24 protein-coding genes are annotated in these 24,574 nt (G+C 62.5%); 1 reads left to right on the top strand and 23 read right to left on the bottom strand.

Annotated elements, in window-relative coordinates:
* Positions 1 to 48: 48 nt before the first annotated feature.
* From LC083_RS12905 to LC083_RS12890, 4 genes are all read right to left on the bottom strand, one after another.
* On the bottom strand, positions 49 to 1,461 hold the full coding sequence (locus LC083_RS12905) for a sensor histidine kinase (protein WP_226700725.1): 1,413 nt from the start codon (positions 1,459 to 1,461) through the stop codon (positions 49 to 51).
* Positions 1,458 to 2,369, bottom strand: coding sequence for a hypothetical protein (locus LC083_RS12900; protein ID WP_226700724.1), 912 nt, complete (start codon positions 2,367 to 2,369; stop codon positions 1,458 to 1,460). Before LC083_RS12900 ends, LC083_RS12905 begins: the two co-directional genes overlap by 4 nt.
* Positions 2,370 to 2,456: 87 nt before the next feature.
* Positions 2,457 to 3,635: a hypothetical protein gene (locus LC083_RS12895; RefSeq protein WP_226700723.1), complete on the bottom strand. Its 1,179-nt coding sequence runs from the start codon at positions 3,633 to 3,635 to the stop codon at positions 2,457 to 2,459.
* 85 nt (positions 3,636 to 3,720) lie between these two features.
* Positions 3,721 to 4,020, bottom strand: coding sequence for an Hpt domain-containing protein (locus tag LC083_RS12890; protein WP_160607046.1), 300 nt, complete (start codon positions 4,018 to 4,020; stop codon positions 3,721 to 3,723).
* A gap of 70 nt (positions 4,021 to 4,090) precedes the next feature.
* Here LC083_RS12890 and LC083_RS12885 point away from each other — a divergent pair, with 70 nt between their 5' ends.
* Positions 4,091 to 6,700, top strand: a complete 2,610-nt coding sequence (locus LC083_RS12885) for an ATPase (protein ID WP_226700722.1) — start codon at positions 4,091 to 4,093, stop codon at positions 6,698 to 6,700.
* 3 nt (positions 6,701 to 6,703) lie between these two features.
* On the opposite strand, the gene LC083_RS12880 is transcribed toward LC083_RS12885, so the two are convergent.
* The 19 genes from LC083_RS12880 to LC083_RS12790 are packed head-to-tail and all read right to left on the bottom strand — an operon-like array spanning position 6,704 to position 24,570.
* On the bottom strand, positions 6,704 to 6,976 hold the full coding sequence (locus LC083_RS12880) for a DUF1467 family protein (RefSeq protein ID WP_226700721.1): 273 nt from the start codon (positions 6,974 to 6,976) through the stop codon (positions 6,704 to 6,706).
* A gap of 17 nt (positions 6,977 to 6,993) precedes the next feature.
* On the bottom strand, positions 6,994 to 8,649 hold the full coding sequence (locus tag LC083_RS12875; RefSeq protein ID WP_226700720.1) for a ribonuclease J: 1,656 nt from the start codon (positions 8,647 to 8,649) through the stop codon (positions 6,994 to 6,996).
* On the bottom strand, positions 8,646 to 9,422 hold the full coding sequence (locus tag LC083_RS12870; RefSeq protein ID WP_226700719.1) for a type III pantothenate kinase: 777 nt from the start codon (positions 9,420 to 9,422) through the stop codon (positions 8,646 to 8,648). The genes LC083_RS12875 and LC083_RS12870 overlap by 4 nt, the downstream gene beginning before the upstream one ends.
* A 3-nt stretch (positions 9,423 to 9,425) precedes the next feature.
* Positions 9,426 to 10,148 carry a biotin--[acetyl-CoA-carboxylase] ligase gene (locus tag LC083_RS12865; protein WP_226700718.1) on the bottom strand — a complete coding sequence of 241 codons (723 nt, stop codon included), beginning with the start codon at positions 10,146 to 10,148 and terminating at the stop codon, positions 9,426 to 9,428.
* Positions 10,145 to 11,599, bottom strand: a complete 1,455-nt coding sequence (gene nuoN / locus LC083_RS12860) for an NADH-quinone oxidoreductase subunit NuoN (protein WP_226700717.1) — start codon at positions 11,597 to 11,599, stop codon at positions 10,145 to 10,147. Before nuoN ends, LC083_RS12865 begins: the two co-directional genes overlap by 4 nt.
* Entirely contained in the window at positions 11,599 to 13,143 is a 1,545-nt protein-coding gene (locus LC083_RS12855; protein ID WP_226700716.1) for an NADH-quinone oxidoreductase subunit M, read from the bottom strand. Before LC083_RS12855 ends, nuoN begins: the two co-directional genes overlap by 1 nt.
* Positions 13,143 to 15,137 carry an NADH-quinone oxidoreductase subunit L gene (gene nuoL / locus LC083_RS12850; RefSeq protein ID WP_226700715.1) on the bottom strand — a complete coding sequence of 665 codons (1,995 nt, stop codon included), beginning with the start codon at positions 15,135 to 15,137 and terminating at the stop codon, positions 13,143 to 13,145. Before nuoL ends, LC083_RS12855 begins: the two co-directional genes overlap by 1 nt.
* A 6-nt stretch (positions 15,138 to 15,143) precedes the next feature.
* Positions 15,144 to 15,449 (bottom strand): NADH-quinone oxidoreductase subunit NuoK, encoded by a 306-nt coding sequence (gene nuoK, locus LC083_RS12845; RefSeq protein WP_160607038.1) that lies wholly within the window; start codon positions 15,447 to 15,449, stop codon positions 15,144 to 15,146.
* The gene (locus LC083_RS12840; RefSeq protein ID WP_224832567.1) at positions 15,446 to 16,066 is read right to left on the bottom strand and encodes an NADH-quinone oxidoreductase subunit J; all 621 of its coding nucleotides are present in this window, start codon (positions 16,064 to 16,066) and stop codon (positions 15,446 to 15,448) included. Before LC083_RS12840 ends, nuoK begins: the two co-directional genes overlap by 4 nt.
* Positions 16,067 to 16,093: 27 nt before the next feature.
* Entirely contained in the window at positions 16,094 to 16,579 is a 486-nt protein-coding gene (gene nuoI, locus LC083_RS12835; protein WP_160607036.1) for an NADH-quinone oxidoreductase subunit NuoI, read from the bottom strand.
* A complete protein-coding gene (nuoH, locus tag LC083_RS12830) occupies positions 16,576 to 17,631 on the bottom strand; it encodes an NADH-quinone oxidoreductase subunit NuoH (RefSeq protein ID WP_226700714.1) in 1,056 nt (351 codons plus the stop codon). The genes nuoI and nuoH overlap by 4 nt, the downstream gene beginning before the upstream one ends.
* Complete coding sequence (gene nuoG, locus LC083_RS12825) at positions 17,628 to 19,622, bottom strand: NADH-quinone oxidoreductase subunit NuoG (protein WP_226700713.1); 1,995 nt, start codon at positions 19,620 to 19,622, stop codon at positions 17,628 to 17,630. Before nuoG ends, nuoH begins: the two co-directional genes overlap by 4 nt.
* A complete protein-coding gene (gene nuoF, locus LC083_RS12820; RefSeq protein WP_226700712.1) occupies positions 19,622 to 20,914 on the bottom strand; it encodes an NADH-quinone oxidoreductase subunit NuoF in 1,293 nt (430 codons plus the stop codon). The genes nuoG and nuoF overlap by 1 nt, the downstream gene beginning before the upstream one ends.
* Complete coding sequence (locus LC083_RS12815) at positions 20,914 to 21,057, bottom strand: hypothetical protein (RefSeq protein ID WP_224832563.1); 144 nt, start codon at positions 21,055 to 21,057, stop codon at positions 20,914 to 20,916. Before LC083_RS12815 ends, nuoF begins: the two co-directional genes overlap by 1 nt.
* A complete protein-coding gene (locus LC083_RS12810; RefSeq protein ID WP_199800422.1) occupies positions 21,050 to 21,229 on the bottom strand; it encodes a hypothetical protein in 180 nt (59 codons plus the stop codon). The genes LC083_RS12815 and LC083_RS12810 overlap by 8 nt, the downstream gene beginning before the upstream one ends.
* Positions 21,229 to 21,897: a complex I 24 kDa subunit family protein gene (locus LC083_RS12805; RefSeq protein ID WP_226700711.1), complete on the bottom strand. Its 669-nt coding sequence runs from the start codon at positions 21,895 to 21,897 to the stop codon at positions 21,229 to 21,231. The genes LC083_RS12810 and LC083_RS12805 overlap by 1 nt, the downstream gene beginning before the upstream one ends.
* Positions 21,897 to 23,114 carry an NADH-quinone oxidoreductase subunit D gene (locus LC083_RS12800; RefSeq protein WP_224832560.1) on the bottom strand — a complete coding sequence of 406 codons (1,218 nt, stop codon included), beginning with the start codon at positions 23,112 to 23,114 and terminating at the stop codon, positions 21,897 to 21,899. Before LC083_RS12800 ends, LC083_RS12805 begins: the two co-directional genes overlap by 1 nt.
* On the bottom strand, positions 23,111 to 23,647 hold the full coding sequence (locus LC083_RS12795) for a hypothetical protein (protein ID WP_226700710.1): 537 nt from the start codon (positions 23,645 to 23,647) through the stop codon (positions 23,111 to 23,113). The genes LC083_RS12800 and LC083_RS12795 overlap by 4 nt, the downstream gene beginning before the upstream one ends.
* Positions 23,647 to 24,570: an NADH-quinone oxidoreductase subunit C gene (locus tag LC083_RS12790; protein ID WP_226700709.1), complete on the bottom strand. Its 924-nt coding sequence runs from the start codon at positions 24,568 to 24,570 to the stop codon at positions 23,647 to 23,649. Before LC083_RS12790 ends, LC083_RS12795 begins: the two co-directional genes overlap by 1 nt.
* Positions 24,571 to 24,574: the final 4 nt, after the last annotated feature.

Genomic DNA, 24,574 nt, shown 5'->3' with positions numbered 1-24,574 from the left:
CTACCATCACGAAATACGATCAGGGGCGCTTCGGCGCCCCTTTTCAATTCACTTGAAGTCGGGGCCGTCCGCCGGGCGACCTTGGCGCGGCGCATTACGCATCTCTTCCGCAGCCGGAACGGAGAGCGTGAAACGCGCACCAAGACCCGGTGCACTCTCTACCGTGAGATCGCCGTCCATTGCTCGTGCAATCCGCCGCGAAATATAGAGGCCGAGCCCGGAACCGCCATCACCGCTGCGCCCGAGCCGCTCGAACTTCTCGAAAATGCGAACCTGCTGGTCCTCGTCGAGTCCATGTCCCTGGTCGGCCACGGTAATCATCGCGCGCGAGCCGATACGGTCGAGCCTGATCCAGACCTGGCTGTCCTCGGGAGAATAGCGAATGGCGTTCCCCACGAGGTTGAGCATGATCTGCAGGACCCTACGAAACTCCGCGATCGCCAACTGGCTTTCACCCTCGGCGGGCGGAACAAGCGTAATCCCGCGTTCCCGAGCCCTGACACCAAGAATGCCACAAGCACGGCGGGCAACGTCGGCAAGTTCGATCCGGTCCGGCTCGGTGACGAAATCTTCCGATTCGACGACCTCAAGGTCGGACAAATCGTCGACCAGCGCGAGAAGATGCTGCCCTGCGCTGGCAATGTCGGCGGCGTACTGGCTGTATTCGTCCGCGATCGGTCCGGCGAGCTTGGTACGGATCGTCTCTGCATTTGCAATAATGCGATTGATCGGCTGGCGCAGGACCGGCGTAAGGTCGCGGCCGAGCGATGGCGTGTCGGGCGCCGCTTCGGCAGGGAGGTCCGCCAGCGGCGTTTCCGCACTCAGGTGGAGCACGAACCCTGCGGTTCCGGGCGTCGGCTGGCCGAGCGGCTCCAGGTGTGCCGTCCACAACCGCTTAGATCCCGCCACGCGGCAATGCGCTCCGTCAAGCAGACGCCAGTGCATCGGCTGTTCGTGCGAACTGCCCTCGATTTCAACGAGGTCGGTCCAGGGCTTGCCGAACGCAGCGGCAACCTTTGCCTGCAAGCCTGCGAGATCGGGTGCCTCGGTCTCAAGCGAAAGCAGGCGTTGGGCCGGATCGAGACGTGCGGTGCATTCCGCCAGGTGCCGGTTTATCTCGACCTTGCGGCGATCGGAATCGATGGGATTTTCTGGAGGTAGCGGCTCGGCCTGCCAACTCTCGACGATAATTTCGCAGCCGTCCTTGCCTCCGCCGACCGGGCGGATTTCCACCCAAGCCGTAATGTGGAACTCTTCGTCGACCGCTTCGAACTGGCGGGCAAGGCGAAGGCCAAAGCTGCGCGCTTTCCCGACCAGCATCAGCAGTTCGGGTATGGCGAGCGTGGTCCCCTTCCCGCCGCCGCAAGCCTTCTGCAGCGCATATAGTGGACCATCGGCCTCGATCAGTCGGTCCTCGGCGTCTGTGCGCCCTTGAGCGATATGCTTGGTCGAGACGGTCATGCACCGATCTCCGCTTGCACATCGGCGAGCATTCGGCGCGCTTCTGCTTCGCTGACAAGGTCGAGATCGGCAATCGGTGCCGCCTGTGGATGCAGCTTCAACAGCACCTCGTCGACCTTGCTCGCCGGCAGACCCGCTGCCCGAAGGCCCAGGGCGAGCCTCGGAACCTGGCGGTAATTGCTCGAAAGAATTGCCTCTGCCCTCGTTTGACCCGACCGGGCGGCAAGCGCCGTGAAGAACAGTCCGGCCCCTGCCCGGTCAGGCGCCAGCGCATCGAGCGCCTGGCCACCGATGCTGGCGATGAGACGGGCGAACAGGGCCAGGCGACTGGCGCTTTCATCGAAATTCGAGCGCATCTTTCCTTCGGCGCGGGTCAAAGCGTCAGAAACGCGCTCGCCGTTATAGGTCCGCCATGACACGAGTACCTCGTGAAAAAGGTCACCCGGCAATTCCGCAAGCGGGAGTTCCATACGTCTCTGCGCCTGCGCAAAACGCGCCTGCGCAGCAAGTGCGGACATGGCCGTGCTCACCACCGAGGGATCGTGGTGCGCAATGAAGTCCTGGAGAACTGGCGAGAGTACCGGGTCCAACCCACCTTTGGCTTCGAGACGTTCCGTCAACTGCCATTCGACCGCCAACGAATGGCAATGGGTCAAGATCGCTCCGCACTGCTGGAAATGCGCGGCAAGCGCTTCGCCGTGACGCTCCGCGAATGCCTCGCGGCCCGCCTGACCGGTCGCTTCAGCCTGCACGCGCAGGACCTGCCATGCGAGGTCGTTCAACATTCCGCGGAGGCGCGCGACGATCTCGTCGCTGAACAGCGAATGGTCCGGCGAAGACAGGAGATGGCCCAGTATCGGCTCGATGCGGTCGAGCGCCTGCTGCCCGCTCGCAAGAGCGGCACGCAATTCCCCTTGCGTGCCAGAATTCTTTCCGGGCCTGTCCTGCGCCATTGTCATACTCCCGCGCGTAGCAGCCGTGTGGTTAATTCGAAGTTAGGGCTGGCGAAAGGGAGCAAGAAAACGGGAAACCAGTACCAGCAAGGCAATGAATGCGCCGACCTCTGCCGCTACCCCGAAGAATGCAGCCCCGCACAGGATCGTGCCGAGCAGGATCCGATCGGCGTAGGTCCGCCGCCAATTCTCGTTCCCGTGCCATTCGCCAAGTCGCAGCAACCCGACAAGCATCGCGGGTACGAACAGGCGCACCCAATCCGATTCCTGTGACGATGCCACATACATCAGAAAAATTATAATTGGATCAGATAGATGCTGGAGGAGCCTCACAAATGATCCCCGTTTCGCGCCGGCATCGCCTCTGCTCGCGATCCGCTCTATGACGAGAGCGACCCTCGCGAAAAAGGCGGAAATGGCCAGGAACCCGAAGCCGAGGACCGGCAGTTCCAGCCAGCCCGCAATTCCCGCAGATGCCGCAAACACGCCGGAAACTATCGCCGGAGCAGCTTCGCTTTTCCGCCCGACGATGTCGCGGGCAAGGCGCGTTCCCGCTCGTTCGGCCACGGCAATACCAGGAGCGGTAAACGGTATTTTCTCCCGCTGGGCCTCGATCCACCGTGTTTCGCGGGCCTTCAATTCTTCCGGCGTGGCGTCGATCGTCCAGTCACCATCGTCGAGCAACCGCCGTTCGGCAGGAACGAGCTGCGTACCGGTCTGCAAAGCCAGTCGCATGAGCGAGGAAGGCACGTCGATATCGGGCGGCAGTTCGGTCAGCCGCTCGACCAGACTACCGCGTGTCAAAACGACGCCGGTCCAGGCAAACTCCGGATCGATCCGTTCAAAGCCGAGCGGTACCGCCACATCAGCCGGAAATGCGACCACTGCGGGCTTTGCCAGCAAGCGTTCTACCGCTGCGGGCTCTGGCAAGACGCCCGAAGCGATGACGAGCAATTCGTCACTCGCAGTGACCAGTCCTGACAGCTTGGCAGGCTCGCGCACGGCAATGAAGCGCGCGCCCGCCTTTTCGGCTCTATGCTGCAGTTCGATGACCTCACGCCCAATGCCGTCGGCGAGGCAGGCGACTGCCTCGCAACCCAGCGACAATGCCAGGTCCAGCTGCCTTTCGACCACCCGCGCGCCTGCAAAAGGCAGGAAGGCCGGCCTCGTTCTCCCGGGAGCGGGATCCCGATCGAGAATGGACAGCAGGGCAATACGCACGGGGGCAGACAACTCCGAGAAGCCAGGGACGCCACCTTAGGCAGCATGGTGCCCGCTGCAAAGGAGCAGCTTCGGCTCCGGTCCCCTATTCCCCGAATTCTTGGGAAAACGTCTCGATATCGCGCACCACGGTGGGCTCGCCCGGAGCAGCCTGCAGCGCGTTTTCGGCCAGTTCGATCAGCTCGCCTGAATTGAAGCTGGCAGCCAGACCACGGAGCCGCTCGGCTGCCTGGTACCAGTTTGCATCACAGCGCGCCCTCTTGAGCAGGTCGAGCCGTTGCTCGAGACTGTCCTTGAAAGCCGCGCGCAATTCCGCCGCGAGCTGGGGATCCTCGCCCGCAGCACTCGCTAAGGCACTGTCGAAACTGGCAGAATGATAGGCCATGGCTCGGCTTAATAGCGGCCCGAGGGTTAAATAGGCTTTAAGGATGGCCCAAACGTGGTAGCTTCCCCTCATGAGGAAGCGATCGCACATCACCGTCGTCGAAGGCGAAACCGAAAACGTCCAGCATGCGGAGCCGGAAACGCTCGAATTGCAGGACGAAGTGGTCGAATTCGAGGAATGGTACGATGACGAACCCGTAGCGATGTCTCGCCGTGGCTGGATTGTGCCGGCCATCGCGGCGGTTGCCACAACCGCTTGGACGGCGTTCTTCGGCTACGCCCATCGCGCAGAAATTCTTGCCGGCGGCACGATCCAGCAGTGGAGCGGCTGGATTTCCGCCTGGACTGTGCCGGTACTCCTGATCGTTTCGCTATGGGTCCTGTCGCGCCGCAACTCGACGGTGGAGGCGCGCAAGTTCGGCGAAGTCTCCCGCTCGCTGGCAGAAGAATCCGCTCGCCTCGAGGCGAGGCTCGCTGTCGTGAACCGCGAGCTCAGCCTTGCTCGCGAATTCCTTGGCAGCCAGTCGCGCGAACTCGAATTCCTCGGCCGCTCGGCGAGCGAGCGCCTGTCCGAGCATGCGGACAAGCTGCAGGGCCTCGTGCTCGATAACGGGCACCAGGTCGACCAGATCGCCACCGTCAGCGCCACCGCGCTCGAGAACATGACGCGCCTGCGCGACAATCTGCCCGTCATCGCCAATTCCGCGAAAGACGTCTCCAACCAGATCGGCGGCGCTGGCCGAAGTGCGCAGGAACAACTCGACAAGCTGGTTTCCGGCTTCGAGCGTCTCAACGAATTCGGCGCTGCGAGCGAACGCCAAGTGAAATCGCTCCAGACCCGCGTCGACGAGGCTCTTGAAGCCTTTACCGCCCAGGCGTCCGACCTCGAACGCATCGGGGAGGAACGCTTCGCAGCCCTGCGCGAAACCAGCGAAGAAGCACGCACAGAACTCGACGCGCGCGAAATCGAGGCGCTGGCTGCAATCCGCGCACGCTCTGAAGCGCTGCGCAGCGAACTTGCAGAGGCACAGCAAACGGCTAGTGCCGAAGAAGAGCTCGCTCTCGCCGCGATGCGCGACCGGTTCACAGGGCTGCGTGTCGAGGCAGCCCAGCTTGCGGGCTCAATCCGCAAGGGTGAGGAGCACGCTCTCGAGGCATGGACCGGACAGGTTGAAGGCCTGAGGCAACGCCTCACCGATGCGATCTCGGAAATCGAGCGCATGGATGCGGCCGTCATCCAGGCCGCAACAGAACGCGTACAGGTCCTCTACGAGCGGGCCGAGACCATCAATGCCAAGATCGACGCGCATGGCACTTCGCTCGACAATGCCACCAGCGAACGACTTGCTGCGCTGCGCGGTGCACAGGATGACATTGCGCGCGATCTCGAACTGAAGCTGGCGGCAATCGACGAAGCCGTCGAAGCGCGTCGCGCAGCCCACCGTTCGCAGCTGGAAAGGCTGACCGAAGAAAGTGAGGCGCTGGCCGAGAAGGTCGCCGCGCTCGGCTCCACCTTCGACACCGTGCGCGAGCAGGGTCGCGAGGCCGGCGAGGATCTCGACCAGGCCGTGACAAAGCTTTCGGACAAGCTTTCCGGCAGCCGCGAAGCGCTGGACGGAACCGATACTGCGGTTGCCCGACTGACCGATGCCAGCGTCCGCCTGCTCGAACTGATCCAGGCCAGCGCGCGCCACAGCCGCGAAGACCTGCCCGTGGCGATGAAGGCGTCCGAAGACCGGCTCGAACATATCGAGCAGCGCACTGCAGACATCCGCTCGCTGCTCGATCAGGCCCGGGCTTCCGGGGACCAGCTCACGCAAGGCATGGAAGAGATCGAACGCCGGACGCGCGAAGCCATCGACAGCTTCGAGAATTTCCAGTCGGGCTTCGGCGAAACTGCCGCAGCGCAAGTCGACAGTGTCGAGCGCTTGCGTGCCGGCATCGCGGCATTGCGGGACGAAAGCGCGCAGCTCGCCGAGCGCGTGCAGAGCGAACTCAGCGCATCGATCACAGAACTCGAGGACAGGGCCCGCACTGCTCTCGAAGCCGTAGAAACCGAAGACGCCGAGCGGATTGCCCGCTTGGCCAAGTCCGTTGGCGAACGTAGCAGCGAAGCGATCGACAAGGCGCTGGCGGAGCATACTGACGAGGCTCTCGCCCGTCTCGACGAGGCCCGCCAACGTTCCACCGAAGCGGCGCGTTCATCCGCCAAGGAACTGCGGGACCAACTCGCGCGCCTCAACGAGCTTACCGTCAATCTCGAAGCACGCATCGCTCATGCGCGAGACAAGATCACCGACAGCGTGGACGGCGACTTCGCCCGCCGCGTGGCTCTCATTACCGAAAGCCTGAACTCCAATTCCATCGATATCGCCAAGGCTCTTTCGACGGACGTCACCGACACCGCCTGGGCCAGCTACCTGCGCGGCGATCGCGGCATCTTCACGCGCCGCGCGGTCAAGCTGATCGACAATGGCCAAGCCCGCGAGATTGCTGAGCTCTACGACGAGGATACGGATTTCCGCGAACACGTGAACCGGTACATCCACGACTTCGAGGCGATGCTGAGAAACCTGCTGTCCACCCGAGACGGCAATGCGCTGAGCGTCACCCTGCTGTCGAGCGACATGGGCAAGCTCTACGTGGTGATGGCCCAGGCATTGGAGCGCCTCCGCCAGTAGGCTCTACTGGACGGTTGGCCCCCAGAAGATCAGGTCTTCTGCCTCGATCCAGCCATAGGCGTAGTTCAGCACGTAAAGCGTGGTCAGCAGAGCCGACAGAATCGTTGCGCGCATGGCGATCCGTCCGGGACGGAAATTGACCGGGGCGCTTTCCGCCTGCCCGGGTATCGTCTCCGCACCGGTTTCATCGGCGGTGCGAACCCCGAAGGGAAGCAGGACGAAGGCGCTTACCACCCAGAACAGGACATAGATCGCGACGATCGAAGTCCACTGCATCGGCAATTCCATTGTCGTCACTCACCCTCTTCCGGAAGGAGCACGCGCACCTGCGGCCGCTTGCCGGACCAGCGCTGTGCCGCGCGCCGTGCAGCAAGGCGCGCAGCCTCGTGCACAGCCTCGCGGTCTGAACGGTCCCTTCCCTTCAGCTTGGCAAGGGCACCGCGCACGTCCTCCTTCGCCTCGTCAACGAAATCGCCGTAATCCTCGTCCAGCGGAAGCCCGACGCTGTCGATCTGGACCGACAGGTTGCGGTCCAGCGCCACGATCATCACGCCTTCGTGCATGATGCGCCGGCGCATGACCATCGCTTCGCCATCTGCAGGTGCGATGATGTCGCCATCGAGCACGAGCCGCCCCGACCTGACCTGCGCGATCACGCCCGGCGCACCAGGTGCCAGGCGCACAATGTCGCCGTTCTGCTGGAAGACCGCTGCAGGTATGCCGTTTGCACGCCCGAGCCTTGCCTGTTCCTGCATGTGCCGCATCTCGCCATGAACGGGCACCAGCACTTCTGGTCGAAGCCAACCGTAGAGCGCCTCGAGCTCGGGGCGCCCCGGATGGCCGGACACGTGGATCATGCTCTGGCGGTCGGTAACCATCGTCACGCCCTTCAACGCAAGCCGGTTCTGGACAGCGCCGATGGACAACTCGTTGCCCGGGATCTGGCGACTGGAGAACAGCACTACGTCGCCAGACACAAGCTGAAGGGGGTGATTGTCTTCAGAAATCCGGGACAATGCCGCCCGCGGCTCGCCCTGCCCGCCCGTTGCGAGGATCAGCAGTTCCCCACGCGGCAAGCTCATCGCAGTGTCGAAATCGACAGGCTCGGGGAAATCGGTGAGATATCCGTTTTCCTGTGCCACCTCGATAATCCGGTCGAGCGAACGACCTGCGACGCATAGCTGCCGTCCGGTTTCGCGAGCCACCTCGCCCAGCGTTTGGAGACGGGCGACATTGCTGGCGAAGGTCGTGACCAGCACGCGCTTCCCGGGGTGACGCTGAACCTCTTCGAGAAGGCCCTTGTAGACCGCACCTTCCGAACCGCTCGGTGCGGGATTGAAAACGTTGGTGCTGTCGCAGACGAGCGCGAGGATACCGTCGTCGCCCATCTGGGTCAGTTCCTCGTCTGTCGCGGGCTCGCCGATGATGGGATCTTCGTCGAGCTTCCAGTCACCTGTATGGAAAATGCGGCCATGCGGGGTATCGATCAGCAGGGCATTGCCTTCAGCGATCGAGTGCGCGAGCGGGATATAGGTCACCTCGAACGGGCCGACTCCGAAACTCCCGTGGTCGTCGGGAATGGTGTGCAGTTCCACTTCGCCCAGCACGCCTGCCTCTTCCAGCTTGCGCCGGACCAGTTCCATCGTGAACGGAGTGGCATAGATCGGCACCCCGAGATCAGCGGCGAAGTACGGGACCGCGCCGATGTGATCCTCATGCGCATGGGTCAGCACGATGGCATCGAGCTGGTCGACACGTTCCTCGATGAATTCGAGGTCTGCGAATACCAGGTCTACGCCGGGATACTCGCCTCCAGAGAACGTCATGCCGAGATCGACCATCAACCAGCGGCCCTGACAGCCGTACAGGTTGACGTTCATGCCAATTTCGCCCGACCCGCCTAGGGCCAGGAACAGCAGTTCGTCTTCGGGGGTGAAATCTTTCTTCAAGCGGAAGCCCTTTCGGCCAGGATGGCCAGACCGGTCAGTGTGAGATCGCTGTCGACCGCATCGAACAGGTCGGTAATTTCGTCGAACAGGAGTGCGAGACCGCCCGTGGCGACAACTTTGGCCGGACGGCCGATCTCGCTTTTCATGCGTGAGACCAGCCCTTCGATCAGCGCCACGTACCCCCAGAATACGCCGATCAGCATCTGGTCTTCGGTGTTGCGGCCAATCACGCTGTCATTGTCCGGCTTGCGGATGGCGATACGCGGAAGCTTGGCCGTGTTGCCGACCAGCGCGTCGAGCGACAGGTTGATACCGGGCGCAATGATCCCGCCCTTGTAGGCACCAGTGAAATCGACCGCGTCGATCGTGGTCGCAGTTCCGAAATCGATGACGATGAGATCGCCTTCGTATTTCTCGTGTGCGGCAATGGTGTTCAGCGCGCGGTCCGCACCCAGACTGCGCGGCTCGTCCACATCGATCGTGATGCCCCACTGCGCCTCGTCCTGACCTGCAATGAGCGGTTCGAGCCCGAAGTATTTCTGCGCCAGGACCGTGAGGTTGTGGATCGAACGCGGTACAACCGAGCCGATAATGATGCGCGTGATATCCTCGCGCTTGTAGCCTTCGAGCTCGAGCAGGCGCAGGAGCCACACGGCATATTCGTCGCCGGTGCGCCGGGGATCGGTCGCAATGCGCCAACGCGCCTTGATCGCGCGGCCATCGAACAGGGCGAACACCACATTGGAATTTCCGACATCGGCTGCCAGCAGCATGGTCTAACCCTCCTCTCTCGCGAGCATTACGTCACCTGCATGAATGGTGCGAATTCGCCCTTCGGGCAAGCGCAGCATCAACGCGCCGTCTTCGGTCAATCCTGCGAAAGCTCCTTCGATCGCCTCCTCGCCGGGAGGATGGACCTTAAGGGGCGTCCCGACCGGATGGGCCGCTGCCATCCAGCGGCGCGTGAGTGGCCCAAGGCCGAAAGTGCGCCAGCGGTCGAGCTCCACCGCGAACCGGTCCGCGAGCATCTTCGCGAAATGGTCCCGGTTAGGAGCGGGTGCGACCATCGAGATCGATGTCGTCCGGCGATCGGGCAGGTCGGGCGCAGCGGCAAGATTGACCCCTACTCCGACGACCACCGCATCGCCCTCGCGTTCGAGCAGTATGCCCGACAGCTTGGCCCCGCCCAGCATCAGGTCGTTCGGCCATTTCAGCGCAAGGTCTGCAGGGGTCGGCAAATATGGCAGGACGGCCTCGTAAACCGCCAGCGCGACGCAAAACGCCAGGCTTGCCGCAGGAGGATCCTGCGCAAGGCATCGGACCACGGTCGAGCCCATGAAGTTGCCGCTGCCGTCGAACCAGCTTCGCCCCTGCCTGCCACGACCGGAAATTTGCCGGTCAGCTACGAGCCAATTTCCTTCCCCCACGCGATCGCCATCGCGGAGGCGCGAAATCAGATCGGCATTGGTAGAGCCGGTTTCGGCCAGAAGCTCGATCAAGCGAACTGGAACAGTGCCTGCGCTGCTGCGGCAGCGATGTCACCCAGCCAGGGCGTCAGGAAATAACCCAGCGGCGAAATCACCAGCACACTCAGGCCAAGCACCACCCAGTGGGAGGTGGGGGCCTTGGCGGGAGCAGCACCCTTCGGTTCGTCGAAGAACATAACCTTGATGAACTTGATGTAATAGAAGGCGCCGATAACGCTGGCCGCGATACCGATTGCCGCAAGCTGGATCATGTCGGCCTGTACCGCAGCCTGGAAGACCACGAACTTGCCCCAGAAGCCGAACAGCGGGGGAATACCCGCAAGGCTGAACATCAGTGCCAGCAGGCACCACGCGAGCGCCGGGCTGGTGGTCGATAGGCCCGAGATGTCGTCGAAGGTCGACAGGGCATTGCCTTGTTCGTCGCGCAGCATGAGCAGCGCCACGAAGCTGCCGATCGTCATGAAGACGTAGATGGCGAGGTAGACCATGACGCCCGCCACGCCTTCCGGCGTCGCTGCGGCAAGGCCGATCAGGATGAAGCCGACGTTGTTGATCGACGAATAGGCCAGCAATCGCTTCAGGTTCTGCTGGCCGATGGCGCCGAGGGCGCCGACCACGATCGATGCGAGAGCCGCGAAAATGACGATCTGCTGCCACGCTGCAACCTCGCCGCCGAACGGCACGATCGCCATGCGCACGAGCATCGAGACGGCAGCAACCTTGGGGGCGCTTGCAAAGAAGGCGGTAACCGGGGTCGGCGCGCCTTCGTACACGTCGGGCGTCCACATGTGGAACGGGACAGCGGCGATCTTGAAGGCGAAACCGGCAAGCACGAACACCACGCCGAACAACGCGCCGGTCGAGAAATTGCCATCGAACGCGATGCGGATCGCTTCGTAGCCGGTTGCTCCGGTAAATCCGTAGACGAGGCTGATGCCGTAGAGGATGATGCCCGAGGCAAGTCCGCCGAGGATGAAGTACTTGAGACCCGCTTCGCTCGACCGGTCGTCGCGGCGCGCAAAGCTTGCGAGCACGTATGACGAAAGGCTGGACATCTCGAGACCGACATACAGTGTCAGGAGGTCGGTTGCCGACACCATCATGCTCATGCCGACTGCGTTGAACAGCAGCAGGACCGGATACTCGCCGCGGTAGTCGCCGCGTTCGCCGAAATAATGCGGTGCGACCATCAGGCACGCGATGGTGGCGATGAAGATCAGCACCTTGGCAAAGAGCGAAAAAGCATCGACGCGGAACAGGCCATCGAAGGCCGTTGCGCCCACACCGCCGTCGAACAGCGACACTGAGAATACCAGCGCGCCGACCAGAGCCGCCACGGCTGCGATTGTGATGCCGCGGGCAGCGTCACGGCTGGTCCATGCAGTGACCAGGAGCAGGATCAGGCCCGCAACGGAAAGGCCGATTTCGGCGCCGGTGAGATAGAGGGAAGTAGCGTAGGACATCAGTGCTCTCCCTCGAATCCGTGCTCGCCGGCAATGAAGTTCGCGTTATGCTCCTTCGGAGTGCCAACTTTCAGTGCGCTGTCATATTGCGGAGTGACACTGGCGAGCCGCGCCTCAAGGGCTGCGATGTCCTGCCGCATGGGGGCAAGGAAGCTTTCCGGGTAGACACCCATCCACAGCACGGCTGCGGCGATCGGGGCAAGCATGGCCCATTCGCGTGCGTTGAGGTCGGGCATGCGGGCGGCGTCGGCATTGACCTGTTCGCCGAATGCAACGCGGCGGTAGAGATAGAGCATGTAGGCAGCGCCCAGGATGATACCGGTAGTGCAAACCAGCGTCACGAAGGTCGAGACCTTGTAGATGCCGGCAAGCGCGAGGAACTCGCCGACGAAGTTGCTGGTACCCGGCAGGCCGATGGAGGCCATGGTGAACAGGAGAAAGAACAGCGCATACTTCGGCATGTTGATCGACAGGCCGCCGTACCGCGCGATTTCCCGGGTGTGCAGGCGGTCGTAGATCACGCCGACGCACAGGAACAATGCCCCCGAGACGAGGCCGTGGCCGAGCATGACCATCATGGCGCCTTCGATACCTTGCACGTTGAAGGCGAACAGGCCGACTGTCACGATCGCCATGTGGGCGACCGAGGAATAGGCGATGAGCTTCTTCATGTCGGACTGCACCAGCGCGACGAGCGATGTGTAGATCACCGCGACCATCGACAGGGCGAAGACCAGCCAGGCTAGATCCGCGCTCGCGTCGGGGAACATGGGCAGGCTGAAGCGGATGAAGCCGTAACCGCCCAGCTTCAGCAGGACGCCGGCAAGGATCACCGAACCCGCGGTAGGTGCCTGAACGTGCGCGTCGGGTAGCCAGGTATGCACGGGCCACATCGGCATCTTCACGGCGAAGCTGGCGAAGAATGCAAGCCACAGCCAGAACTGCGCGCCGACCGGGAAGTCGTACTGCATCAGCGTCGGGATGTCGGTCGTGCCAGCCTCGTTCACCATCCAGAACATCGCGATCAGCATCAGGACCGAGCCAAGCAGCGTGTAGAGGAAGAACTTATACGAGGCGTAGATGCGGTTATCGCCGCCCCAGACGCCGATGATCAGGTACATCGGAATGAGGCCGGCTTCGAAGAAAATGTAGAACAGGAACAGGTCCTGCGCGGCGAAGACGCCGATCATCAGCACTTCCATCAGCAGGAAGGCGGCCATGTATTCGCCGACGCGCTTGGTGATCGAATCCCAGCTGGCGAGGATACAGATCGGCATCAGGAACACGCTGAGCATGATCAGCATCAGGGCAATACCGTCGATGCCCAGCGCATAGCTGAACACCGCAAACAGCTCTGCGCGTTCGGTGAACTGCCACTGTGCCCCGCCGATATCGTAGTTGATCCAGAGCAGGATGCCGAGCGCCAGATTGAACAGCGTCGCGAACAGCGCGACCATCCGGGCGCTGCCGGCATTCAGGAACAGGCAGGCGATCGCACCGACCAGCGGCACGGCGAGCATGAGCGAGAGGATGGGGAACTCCATCAGAACAGCACCCAGGTGACGGCGGCGACAAGCCCGAGGAGCATCACCAGCGCATAGCTATAGAGATATCCGGTCTGGAACTTCTTCGCTCCGACAGCGCCCTTCTCGACTACCCAGGCCACGCCATTGGGGCCGAAACGGTCGATCGTGCCGATGTCGCCGAGTTTCCAGAACTGGCGGCCCAGCCAGAAGGCGGGGACGACGAAAAGATAGTGGTAGAGCTCGTCGAAGTACCACTTGTTGTAGAGGAACCGGTAGATCGGGCCGAGCTGCTCGGCAGCCTTGCCGGGGATCGAGGTGTCCTTGATGTAGGCGAACCATGCCACGGTAAGGCCGATCAGCATGACTATCAACGCTGCGTACTTCACCGCGTAGGGCACTGCATGCATCGCGTGGATCAGGGCTTCGTTGTAGAAGATCGAGCCGCCCCAGAATTCCGCGCTGTCGAGGAAAGCAGGCGCAAAGACCTGGCCGGCCGCAATCGCGCCGATCGACAGGATGCCGAGCGGCACCAGCATCGACAGCGGGCTTTCATGCGGGTGATAGCCACCGGTGGTGTCCTCGCCCGCCTGTTCCGGTGTCTTGTGGACGGTGTGCTGGATATGCTCGCTCTCGATCCAGCGCGGCTTGCCCCAGAAGGTGAGGAACATCAGGCGCCAGCTGTAGAAGCTGGTGAGCAGCGCGGCGAACACACCCATCCAGAACGCGAAGTTACCGAGTTCGGTGCCGCGCGCGAAGGCGACTTCGATGATCGCGTCCTTCGACCAGAAGCCGGCGAAACCGACGCCAAGGTGGTAGATACCGAGGCCCGTAATGGCCAGCGTGCCCATCATCATCGCCCAGAAGGTCAGCGGGATGTGCTTACGCAAGCCGCCGTAATAGCGCATGTCCTGTTCGTGGTGCATCGCGTGGATGACCGAACCTGCACCAAGGAACAGCAGCGCCTTGAAAAAGGCGTGCGTGAACAGGTGGAACATGGCCGCGCCATAGGCACCGACGCCGGCAGCAAAGAACATGTAGCCGAGCTGCGAACAGGTCGAATAGGCGATGACGCGCTTGATGTCCCACTGGGTCGTGCCGACGGTCGCGGCAAAGATACAGGTGGCAGCGCCGACGAAGGTGACCATGGCAAGCGCGATGGGCGCAGTCTCGAACATGGGCGAGAGGCGGCAGACCATGAACACGCCCGCAGTCACCATGGTCGCGGCATGGATAAGCGCCGACACCGGGGTCGGGCCTTCCATCGCGTCCGGAAGCCAGGTGTGCAGGCCGAGCTGCGCCGACTTGCCCATCGCGCCGATGAACAGGAGGATACATAGCACGTCCATCGTGTGAACGCGCATGCCGAGGAAACCGATGGTCGCCCCGCTCATGCCGGGAGCGGCCTCGAGGATCTCGGGGATCGAGACGGTGCCGAACACCCAAAATGTGCCGAAGATGCCGAGCATGAAACCAAGGTCGCCGACACGGTTGACCACGAATGCCTTGATCGCGGCAGCATTGGCGCTGGGCTTCTTGAACCAGAAGCCGATCAGCAGGTAGCTGGCAAGGCCCACCCCTTCCCAACCGAAGAACATCTGAACGAGGTTGTCGGCGGTCACCAGCATCAGCATGGCGAAGGTGAAGAGCGACAGGTAGGCGAAGAACCGCGGCTGGTCCGGGTCTTCCTCCATATAGCCCCAGCTATAGAGGTGAACGAGCGCAGAGACGGTCGTGATGACCACCAGCATGACTGCAGTCAGCGTATCGACCCGCAGCGCCCAGTCGAAGCTGAGCGCGCCGGACTGGACCCAGGTCAGGACCGGGACCACGGTTGCCTCGGCGTTGCCGGTCCAGAAGCTGATGAAGATCGGCCAGCTGAGCAGGCAGGAAATGAACAGGCCGCCGGTCGTGACGCTCTTGGCGAAAACGCTCGGCGCGCTCTTGTTGACAAGGCCCGCGACGATCGAGGCGAGCAGCGGCAGGAAGACGATGGCGAGAATGGAGGTCTGCACTGGTGCTTATCCCTTCATCCGGTTCGCATCGTCGACCGCAATGGTGCCGCGTGCACGGAAGTAGATCATGAGAATGGCGAGGCCGATGGCCGCTTCGGCAGCGGCAACGGTCAGGACGAACATCGCGAAGACCTGTCCGACCAGATCGCCGAGGAAGGCGCTGAAGGCGACGAGGTTGATGTTCACCGCAAGGAGGATAAGTTCGATCGCCATCAGGATGACGATGATGTTCTTCCGGTTGAGGAAGATGCCGAGCACGCCGAGCACGAACAGGATCGCGCTGACGATGACATAGTGTTCGATGGCGATCACAGTTCGATCCCCTTGCCCACTTCGGGTTGTTTCATGACGGTCGCTTCGTCGGGACGGCGGCGGACCTGCTTGCCGATATCCTGCTGGCCGCGCTTCGACTTGGACGGGCGGTGCGTCAGCACGATCGCGCCGATCATGGCGACCAGCAGCACGATGCCTGCCGCCTCGAAAAGGAAGATGTAGCGTGTGTAAAGCAGCGCCCCGATGGCCGCAGTGTTGCTTTCTGCCATCGCCGGTGCATCTGCGGCGGCAGGCGTGCCAAGCTCGATCGCACCGACATTGTAAGCACCGATGCCGAGCACGAGTTCTGCGAGCAGCACCAGCGCCACCACGATGCCGAGCGGGAAGTTCTTGATGAACCCTGCGCGCATCGCCGCGACGTCGATGTCGAGCATCATGACGACGAACAGGAACAGCACGGCGACTGCACCGACGTAGACGATGACCAGCAGCATCGCGATGAATTCCGCACCGACGAGAACCATCAGGCCGGCGGCATTGAAGAATGCCAGGATGAGCCACAGGACCGAATGCACCGGATTGCGCGCCGTGATGACCATCACGGCGGAAGCAATCACAATGATCGCGAACATGTAAAAGGCGAAAGTCTGGATCATGATGCCCCGGATTCGGTTGCGGCGCGGTTAGCGATAGGGTGCGTCGGCTTCAAGGTTCGCGGCAATTGCCCGCTCCCACTTGTCACCATTGGCGAGCAGCTTGGCCTTGTCATAAAGCAGCTCCTCGCGGGTTTCGGTTGCGTATTCGAAGTTCGGACCTTCGACGATGGCATCGACCGGACAAGCTTCCTGGCAGAAACCGCAGTAGATGCACTTCGTCATGTCGATGTCGTAGCGCGTCGTACGACGGCTGCCGTCTTCGCGCGGTTCGGCCTCGATCGTGATGGCCTGCGCCGGGCAGACCGCCTCGCACAGCTTGCAGGCGATGCAGCGCTCCTCCCCGTTGGGATAGCGACGCAGGGCATGCTCGCCGCGAAAACGCGGGCTCAGCGGGTTCTTCTCGAACGGGTAGTTGATCGTCACCTTCGGCTTGAAGAAGTACTTCAGCGTGAGGGCGTGCGCCTTCACGAACTCCCACAGGGTGAACGACTTGATGAGGTGGGCGACGCTCATGCGGCGGCTCCGAAGTGGCCGGTTGCCATGAGGTAACCGGAGATTACGACGACGAACAGCAGGCTGATCGGCAGGAAGACCTTCCAGCCCAGGCGCATCAGCTGGTCGTAGCGGTAACGCGGTACGGTCGCCATGACCCAGCTGAACATGAAGAAGAAGAAGAACGTCTTCAGCAGGATCCACACGATGCCGGGCACCATGTAGAGCGGCTCCCAGTCGATCGGCGGCAGCCAGCCACCGAAGAACAGGATGGCGTTGAGCATGCACATCAGCAGGATGTTCGCATATTCACCCAGCCAGAAGAGCGCGAAGCTCATCGAGCTGTATTCGGTCTGGTATCCGGCCACCAGCTCGCTCTCCGCCTCGGTAAGGTCGAAGGGAACGCGTTGCGTCTCGGCAAGGCTTGAGATGAAGAACAGCACCCACATCGGGAAGAGCAGCGGATGCACGACATAGGCGTTGATAAACCCTAGGCCGAAGCCTTCCTGCGCGCGCACGATATCGTTGAGGTTGAAAGTGCCGGCAAACAGCACGACGCAGACCAGGATGAAGCCGATCGAGACTTCATAGCTGATCATCTGTGCCGAAGCGCGCATGGCCGAGAAGAACGGGTACTTCGAGTTCGAGGCCCATCCTGCCATGATGATGCCGTAGACCGACAGAGAGCTGATCGCGAGGATGTAGAGCAGGCCGACATTGATGTCCGCCAGCACGGCTTCCGCGCTGAACGGGATAACCGCCCAGGCCGCCAGCGCCACGGTGAAGGTGACGATCGGGGCGAGGATGAAGATGCCCTTGTTCGCCGCGCTCGGGATGACGGTTTCCTGGAGGAATACCTTCAGGCCGTCCGCAAAGCTCTGCAGCAGGCCGAAGGGGCCGACGACGTTAGGGCCGCGGCGAAGGTTGATCGCCGCCCAGACCTTGCGGTCGACGTAAATGATCATCGCGACGGCCAGCATCAGCGGCAATGCAATGAGCAGGATACCGGCAAGGGTGGCAACGCCCCATGCCCATTCGTAGCTCATGCCGAGGGATTGGAAGAATTCGGTCATTCCGCGGCCTCCGCCAGTTCGCCGCCGTGGAGCAGTTCTGCCGAGCAGCGCTGCATGACCTCGCTGGCGCGGGCGATCGGGTTGGTGAGATAGAAGTCCTTGATCGGGTACGCCGACAGGACGCCTTCCGCCTTTGCCTTGGCATCGGCTTTGGGAAGTGCGCCGTAATCAGCGAGGCCCTCTTCACCGAGCGCCGGAACAGCCGCAATCATGGCCGACTGGAGCTGGTCGAAGCTGTCGAAACCGACGTCGACCTTCAGGGCATCGGCAAGAGCGCGAAGGATCGTCCAGTCCTCACGCGCGTCGCCGGGGGCGAAGACGGCCTTTTCGGCAAACTGCACGCGACCTTCGGTGTTGACGTAGGTCCCGTCCTTCTCGGCATAGCTGGCACCCGGCAGGATGATGTCCGCTGCATGCGCACCGCGATCGCCGTGATGGCCGATGTAGACCTTGAGGCTGTCGGCGAAGGGTTCGAAATCCATCTCGTCCGCGCCGAGCGCGAGCAGCACCTTGGGAGCTGCCTTGGCAAGATCGGCCATGCCGCCCTTCTGCGCAAAACCGAGCATCAGGCCGCCCATACGGGCTGCGCTGAAGTGTAGGACGTTGAAGGCCGCACCCCATTCGCTTGCGAGCGCAAGGGCCTTGCCATGCGCACCCTTGAGCGCGGCGCCGCCTACGATAACCGCGGGACGCTCTGCCTTGGAGAAGACTTCAGACACTTCCTTGGGCAGGCTGTTCAGCACGCCGAGGTCATTGCCGAGGAATTCGGCCGGATAGGTGGTTTCCCAGTGCGGGCCGACCACGAAGACCTTGGCGCCGCGCTTCACCGCCTTGCGGATGCGCACGTTCACAAGCGGCGCTTCCCAGCGGATGTGGCTGCCGACGATCAGGACGGCATCGGCATTCTCGATACCTGCGAAGGTCGAGTTGAAGTTGACGGCCGAGAGGCTGGAAACGTCATAGTCCATGCCGGTCTGGCGACCTTCGACCAGCGATGAACCGCAGGCCTTGAGCAGCGCCTTGGCCGCGAACATGGTTTCGCAATCGACCATGTCGCCTGCAACCGCGGCGATGCTCGAGGTATCGGACTTGAGCTGCTTGGCGATGGCCTTGAAGGCCTCGTCCCAGCTTGCCGGCTGGAGCTTGCCGCGCTTGCGCATGAAGACCTTGTCGAGGCGGCGCTTGCCTAGGCCGTCGACCTGGTAACGCGCCTTGTCGGAAATCCACTCCTCGTTGACGTCATCATTGATGCGCGGGAGCGCGCGCATGACTTCGCGGCCGCGGCTGTCGAGACGGATATTCGCGCCGACAGCGTCCGACACGTCGATGCTTAGGGTCTTCTTCAGCTCCCACGGACGGGCTTCGAAAGCGTAGGGGCGCGAGGTGAGCGCACCGACCGGACACAGGTCGATCACGTTGGCCGACAGTTCGTGTTCGGCTGCCTGCTCGAGATAAGTCGTGATCTGCATGTCCTCGCCGCGATAGAGCGCGCCGATTTCGTCCACGCCGGCGATCTCTTCCGAGAAGCGCACGCAGCGGGTGCAGTGGATGCAGCGGGTCATGACCGTCTTGATCAGCGGGCCCATGTACTTTTCGGTCACGGCGCGCTTGTTCTCGTGATAGCGCGAGCCGCCGCGGCCGTAGGCCACCGACTGGTCCTGCAGGTCGCATTCGCCGCCCTGGTCGCAGATCGGACAGTCGAGCGGGTGGTTAATGAGCAGGAATTCCATCACGCCTTCGCGCGCGGTCTTCACCATCGGCGTGTCGGTGCGGATTTCCTGGCCTTCGGTCGCCGGAAGCGCACAGCTTGCCTGCGGCTTGGGCGGTCCGGGTTTCACTTCGACCAGGCACATGCGACAGTTGCCGGCAATCGACAGCCGCTCGTGATAGCAGAAACGCGGGATTTCCTTACCCGCAAGTTCGCAGGCCTGCAGGACGGTCGCGCCGTCCGGAACCTCGATTTCCTGTCCGTCTACGGTAACCTTGGGCATTATTCGGCTGCCTCGGCAAACTTGGCGTTGTGTTCGTTGATCCGGCGCTCGAGCTCGGGGCGGAAGTGGCGGATGAGGCCCTGGATCGGCCATGCGGCCGCGTCACCCAGGGCGCAGATGGTGTGGCCTTCTACCTGCTTCGTAACCTGCTGAAGCATATCGATTTCCTCGATCGCAGCATCGCCGGTGCGCAGGCGTTCCATCATGCGCCACATCCAGCCCGTGCCTTCGCGGCAGGGCGTGCACTGGCCGCAGCTCTCGTGCTTGTAGAAATAGCTGAGGCGGCTGATCGCACGGACAATGTCGGTCGACTTGTCCATCACGATGACGCCGGCGGTGCCGAGGCCGGAACCGAGGTCGCGCAGGCCGTCGAAATCCATCGGTGCGTCCCAGATCTGCTCGGCCGGGACCAGCGGAACCGACGAACCGCCGGGGATCACGGCAAGGAGGTTGTCCTTCCCGCCGATAATGCCGCCGCAGTGCTTTTCGATCAGCTCGCTGAACGGGATCGAGAGCGCTTCCTCGACCACGCAGGGCTTGTTCACGTGCCCGCTGATCTGGAAGAGCTTTGTGCCCTTGTTGTTCTCGCGCCCGAAGCTGGAGAACCACGATGCGCCGCGGCGCAGGATGGTCGGGACGACGGCGATCGATTCCACGTTGTTGACGGTGGTCGGGCAACCATAAAGGCCGGCACCTGCCGGGAATGGCGGCTTGAGGCGCGGCTGGCCCTTCTTGCCTTCGAGGCTCTCGATCATCGCGGTTTCTTCACCGCAGATGTAGGCACCTGCGCCGCGATGCAGGAAGACGTCGAAATCGTAGCCCGACTTCGAAGCATTCTTGCCGATGAGCCCGGCATCATAGGCCTCGTCGATGGCGGTCTGAAGCGTTTCCGCCTCGCGGATGTATTCGCCGCGGATGTAGATATAGGCGGCCCTCGCCCGCATGGCGTAACCGGCGACCAGCGCACCTTCGATCAGCTTGTGCGGATCGTGGCGGATGATCTCGCGGTCCTTGCAGGAACCGGGTTCGGATTCGTCGGCATTGATGACGAGGAAGCTCGGACGACCGTCCTTCGATTCCTTCGGCATGAACGACCACTTCAGGCCGGTCGGGAAGCCTGCGCCGCCGCGCCCGCGCAGGCCCGATGCCTTAATTTCCTCGATGATATTCTCGTGGCCACGACCAATGAGCGACTTGGTGTCGTCCCAGTCGCCGCGCTGCTGCGCCGCCTTGAGGCCCCAGTCCTGGAAGCCATAGAGGTTGGTAAAGATGCGGTCCTTGTCGGCAAGCATCAGGCGAACCCTCCGAAAACGAAGATTGCAGCGGCGATCAGGATCGCCGCGAGGACCATCGTCTTGACGATGCCCTTGAAGACTTTCCACGCGATCACGATCAGGACCAGCGCGACGAGGATGTAGACGAGATTGCTATCCATCGGATTGCCCCCCGTCCTTGCCCTTGTTCAGGAACACCAGTCCCAGCACGAAGAATGCAGCGCCGATGCCCATGAATGCGGGGCCGAGCGTCAAGGCAAAAGAGACACTCAGGCTGACGCCCATGGCCATGAAAGCCATTCCCAAACCGCGGTAATTGGTCGTCTTTTCCATCACCAATCACCCCGGTAGTCGTGGTTTTCCGAAACCATGTCCTTCAGCGTGCTGAGCGCGCCGGCCGGTTCCGAGGTGTGCCGACCAGGCTCCTGCGTGCCGGCCTTGGGTTGTTCGCCCTTGGCCAGCGCATCAAGCACGGCGTCGAGACGTTCGGGCGTGAGATCCTCGTAATTGTCGTCGTTGATCTGGACCATCGGCGCGGTGGCGCAATTGCCCATGCATTCGACTTCGGTGAGGGTCCACAGGCCGTCTTCCGACACTTCGCCCTTCTTCATGCCGCGCTTCTTGCAGGCCTCAAACAAACCGTCCGAGCCGCGCAGCATGCACGGCGTCGTGCCGCAGACCTGCACGTGGTACCGGCCGACTGGCTTCAGATTGTACATGAAGTAGAAGGTTGCGACCTCGAGCACGCGGATGACCGGCATGTCGAGATAGTCGGCAACATATTCGATCACCGGCAGCGGCAACCAGCCCTGCGTGTTCGTTTCTTCGCCAACCTGGCGCTGGGCAAGGTCGAGCAGCGGCATCACCGCAGAGCGCTGGCGCCCTTCGGGATAGCGCGCAATCGCGCGGTCCGCCTTCTCGCGGTAGGCTTCGGTAAATTCAAAGCCGCCCCAGCGATCGCGCAGCTCGGGGGTATCGGGTGCGGGAGTACGGTCAGCCATTAGCGGTCGCACTCCCCGAACACGACGTCGATTGCGCCGAGGATGGCGGTGGCATCGGGCAGCATGTGGCCTTTGCTCATGAAATCCATTGCTTGAAGGTGGCTGAAGGCCGTCGGGCGGATCTTGCAGCGGTAGGGTTTGTTCGAGCCGTCACTGACGAGGTAGACACCGAATTCGCCCTTAGGGCTTTCGGTGGCGACATAGACTTCGCCCGCGGGCACGTGGAAGCCCTCGGTGTAGAGCTTGAAGTGGTGGATCAGCGCTTCCATCGACTGCTTCATCTCGGCGCGCTTGGGCGGTGAGACCTTGCGATCGCTGCTTGCGATCGGGCCGGTCGGCATATCGCGCAGACACTGCTTGATGATCTTCGCGCTCTCGTAAACTTCCTTCACGCGCACCACGAAGCGATCGTAGCAGTCCGAATTGGTGCCGACGGGAATGTCAAATTCCATCCGGTCATAGACGTCGTAAGGCTGCGACTTGCGCAAATCCCACGGGATACCGGCGGCACGGATCATCGGGCCGGAGAAGCCCCAGGCCAGCGCGTCTTCCTTGCTCACCACGGCGATATCGACGTTGCGCTGCTTGAAGATGCGGTTGTCGAGCACGAGGCTCATCGCATCGCCGAACAGTTCGGGCAGGCGCGTATCGAGCCATTCGCCGATGTCGACCAACAGCTTTTCCGGCACGTCCTGGTGGACGCCGCCCGGGCGCAGGTAAGCGTGGTGCATGCGTGCACCGCTCATCCGCTCGAAGAAGTTCATGCAGTCTTCGCGCAATTCGAATACCCACAGGTTCGGCGTCATCGCGCCGACGTCCATCACGTGTGCGCCGATGTTGAGCATGTGGTTGCAGATGCGGGTCAGCTCGGCGAACAACACGCGAATATACTGCGCGCGCTCCGGCACCTCGACGTTTAGCAGCTTCTCGATCGCGAGGACGTAGCTGTATTCCTGCGCCAGCGGCGAGCAGTAATCGAGGCGGTCGAAATACGGCAGCGCCTGCAGGTACGTCTTGTGCTCGATCAGCTTTTCGGTGCCGCGGTGCAGCAGGCCCACATGCGGGTCGATCCGTTCGATGATCTCGCCATCGAGTTCCATGACCATGCGCAGCACGCCGTGGGCCGCAGGGTGCTGGGGCCCGAAATTGATCGTGTAATTGGTAATGACCTCGTCGCCGGTTGTCGGCGATTCCTCGATCTGGAAGGCACTGCTCATGCGCAAATCCACTTTCCGGAATAGGTAGCCGACTTTCCGTCCGCCCCTGTCACGCTTACGTTGGCCGGGCGCGAGGCTGCATCGCCGGCAGCAGGAGCGACCTGCACCGTTACGCCTTCACCCGTGAATGTCGTCCCTGCCCGAATGGCCGAGAGGCCGCCGGGAGGAGCATCGAGAACCGTGAGGCCACCACCGACGCGGATGACCGCCTTGCCCGGCAGGGCGCGATCGTTCGACCCGCTGGCGATAATCATCTCGCGATTGCCTTCCATGAAGGTGCAACCGCCGTCGCGCTGGCCAAGATCGACCCCGCCGATGTCGCGCAGTTGCTGCAGCGCGGTCACGTCGGCACCGGCAGGCGGGACAGCCTGCGCGGTGTTGGGAATTTCTGCCGCGGCCTGCGGGTTGTCGCGCGCAGCAGTGCTGTCGCTGCCGATCCGGCTGGCGAAGTCTTCCGCGCTTTCCTCGCTCGACTGCTGGCCCGAGCAGGCAGCGACCAGGAGCATCGCGGCAGTAAGGGCGACGCGCATCATCACTCGGCGTCCTTCTTCTTTGCTGCGGGCTTGCGCTTGGCAGGCGCTTTCTTCTTCGCAGGCGCGGCCTTCTTGGCCGGGGCTTTCTTCTTCGGTTCGGTCGCCTTGGCGGTGCCGGAAGCCTTGCCGGCACGCTTTGCGCGGGCGGGACGGTCCTCGGTCGGCTCGGGGGACGGAGCATCTTTGCCGCCGTCTTCCTCGGCAGGAGAACCGGCGCTTACCTTGTCGGCAGCCTTCGCATCGGTCTTTGCGCCTGCGCCGGTCTGCTTGGGGTTTTCCGTCGTCTTCGGCTCGTTGACCGGAGGCGTGGCAGCCTTTTCATCGCCAGGCAGCACGTAATCCGCGCCTTCCCACGGGCTCATGAAATCGAATTGGCGCAGGTCCTGGGCGAGCTTGACCGGCTCATACACGACGCGCTTTTCGTCTTCGGAGTAACGCAGTTCCACATAACCGGTAAGCGGGAAATCCTTGCGGAAAGGATGCCCTTCAAAACCATAGTCGGTCAGGATGCGGCGCAGGTCGGTGTTGCCGTCGAACAGCACGCCGAACATGTCGAATACTTCGCGCTCGAGCCAGCCGGCGTTGGGCCAGACGGTCGTAACGGTCGGGACCGGCGTGTCTTCGGACGCACAGCACTTGACCATGATACGGCTGTTGCGGGTCACCGACAGCAACATGTAGACCACCTCGAACCGCTCTGCGCGGTCGGGATAGTCCACCCCGGCGATTTCCATCAGCTGCTGGTATTCATGCTCATCGCGGAGCGTGCGCAGCACGCGCTCGACGCTGTCACGGCGCACGTGGAACAGCAGTTCGCCGTGCTCCTCGTGTGCTTCCACGAGGGCATCGCCGATCGCTGCCGAAATCTCTTCCTTGAGCCCGTCGATCTGCGTGAAGCGGGGCGCGGAATGAAGCGTTGCCATGTCT

The organism is Qipengyuania gaetbuli (assembly GCF_020524765.1).
Lineage (GTDB): Bacteria > Pseudomonadota > Alphaproteobacteria > Sphingomonadales > Sphingomonadaceae > Qipengyuania > Qipengyuania gaetbuli_A.
Note: the sequence above shows the minus strand (reverse complement) of the source record. Positions and strands in the feature narration are given on the sequence as shown.

Coding starts and splice junctions, on each gene's coding strand:
- LC083_RS12805 (WP_226700711.1), bottom strand. CDS start 21,897: ATGGCTGACCGTACTCCCGCACCCGATACCCCCGAGCTGCGCGATCGC.
- LC083_RS12885 (WP_226700722.1), top strand. CDS start 4,091: ATGAGGAAGCGATCGCACATCACCGTCGTCGAAGGCGAAACCGAAAAC.
- nuoG (WP_226700713.1), bottom strand. CDS start 19,622: ATGCCCAAGGTTACCGTAGACGGACAGGAAATCGAGGTTCCGGACGGC.
- LC083_RS12815 (WP_224832563.1), bottom strand. CDS start 21,057: ATGGATAGCAATCTCGTCTACATCCTCGTCGCGCTGGTCCTGATCGTG.
- LC083_RS12890 (WP_160607046.1), bottom strand. CDS start 4,020: ATGGCCTATCATTCTGCCAGTTTCGACAGTGCCTTAGCGAGTGCTGCG.
- LC083_RS12880 (WP_226700721.1), bottom strand. CDS start 6,976: ATGCAGTGGACTTCGATCGTCGCGATCTATGTCCTGTTCTGGGTGGTA.
- LC083_RS12840 (WP_224832567.1), bottom strand. CDS start 16,066: ATGATCCAGACTTTCGCCTTTTACATGTTCGCGATCATTGTGATTGCT.
- LC083_RS12795 (WP_226700710.1), bottom strand. CDS start 23,647: ATGATGCGCGTCGCCCTTACTGCCGCGATGCTCCTGGTCGCTGCCTGC.
- LC083_RS12870 (WP_226700719.1), bottom strand. CDS start 9,422: ATGCTGCTGGCAGCCGATGTCGGAAATTCCAATGTGGTGTTCGCCCTG.
- LC083_RS12810 (WP_199800422.1), bottom strand. CDS start 21,229: ATGGAAAAGACGACCAATTACCGCGGTTTGGGAATGGCTTTCATGGCC.
- LC083_RS12855 (WP_226700716.1), bottom strand. CDS start 13,143: ATGGAGTTCCCCATCCTCTCGCTCATGCTCGCCGTGCCGCTGGTCGGT.
- LC083_RS12790 (WP_226700709.1), bottom strand. CDS start 24,570: ATGGCAACGCTTCATTCCGCGCCCCGCTTCACGCAGATCGACGGGCTC.
- nuoH (WP_226700714.1), bottom strand. CDS start 17,631: ATGACCGAATTCTTCCAATCCCTCGGCATGAGCTACGAATGGGCATGG.
- LC083_RS12800 (WP_224832560.1), bottom strand. CDS start 23,114: ATGAGCAGTGCCTTCCAGATCGAGGAATCGCCGACAACCGGCGACGAG.
- LC083_RS12905 (WP_226700725.1), bottom strand. CDS start 1,461: ATGACCGTCTCGACCAAGCATATCGCTCAAGGGCGCACAGACGCCGAG.
- nuoF (WP_226700712.1), bottom strand. CDS start 20,914: ATGCTTGCCGACAAGGACCGCATCTTTACCAACCTCTATGGCTTCCAG.
- nuoI (WP_160607036.1), bottom strand. CDS start 16,579: ATGAGCGTCGCCCACCTCATCAAGTCGTTCACCCTGTGGGAGTTCGTG.
- nuoN (WP_226700717.1), bottom strand. CDS start 11,599: ATGTCCTACGCTACTTCCCTCTATCTCACCGGCGCCGAAATCGGCCTT.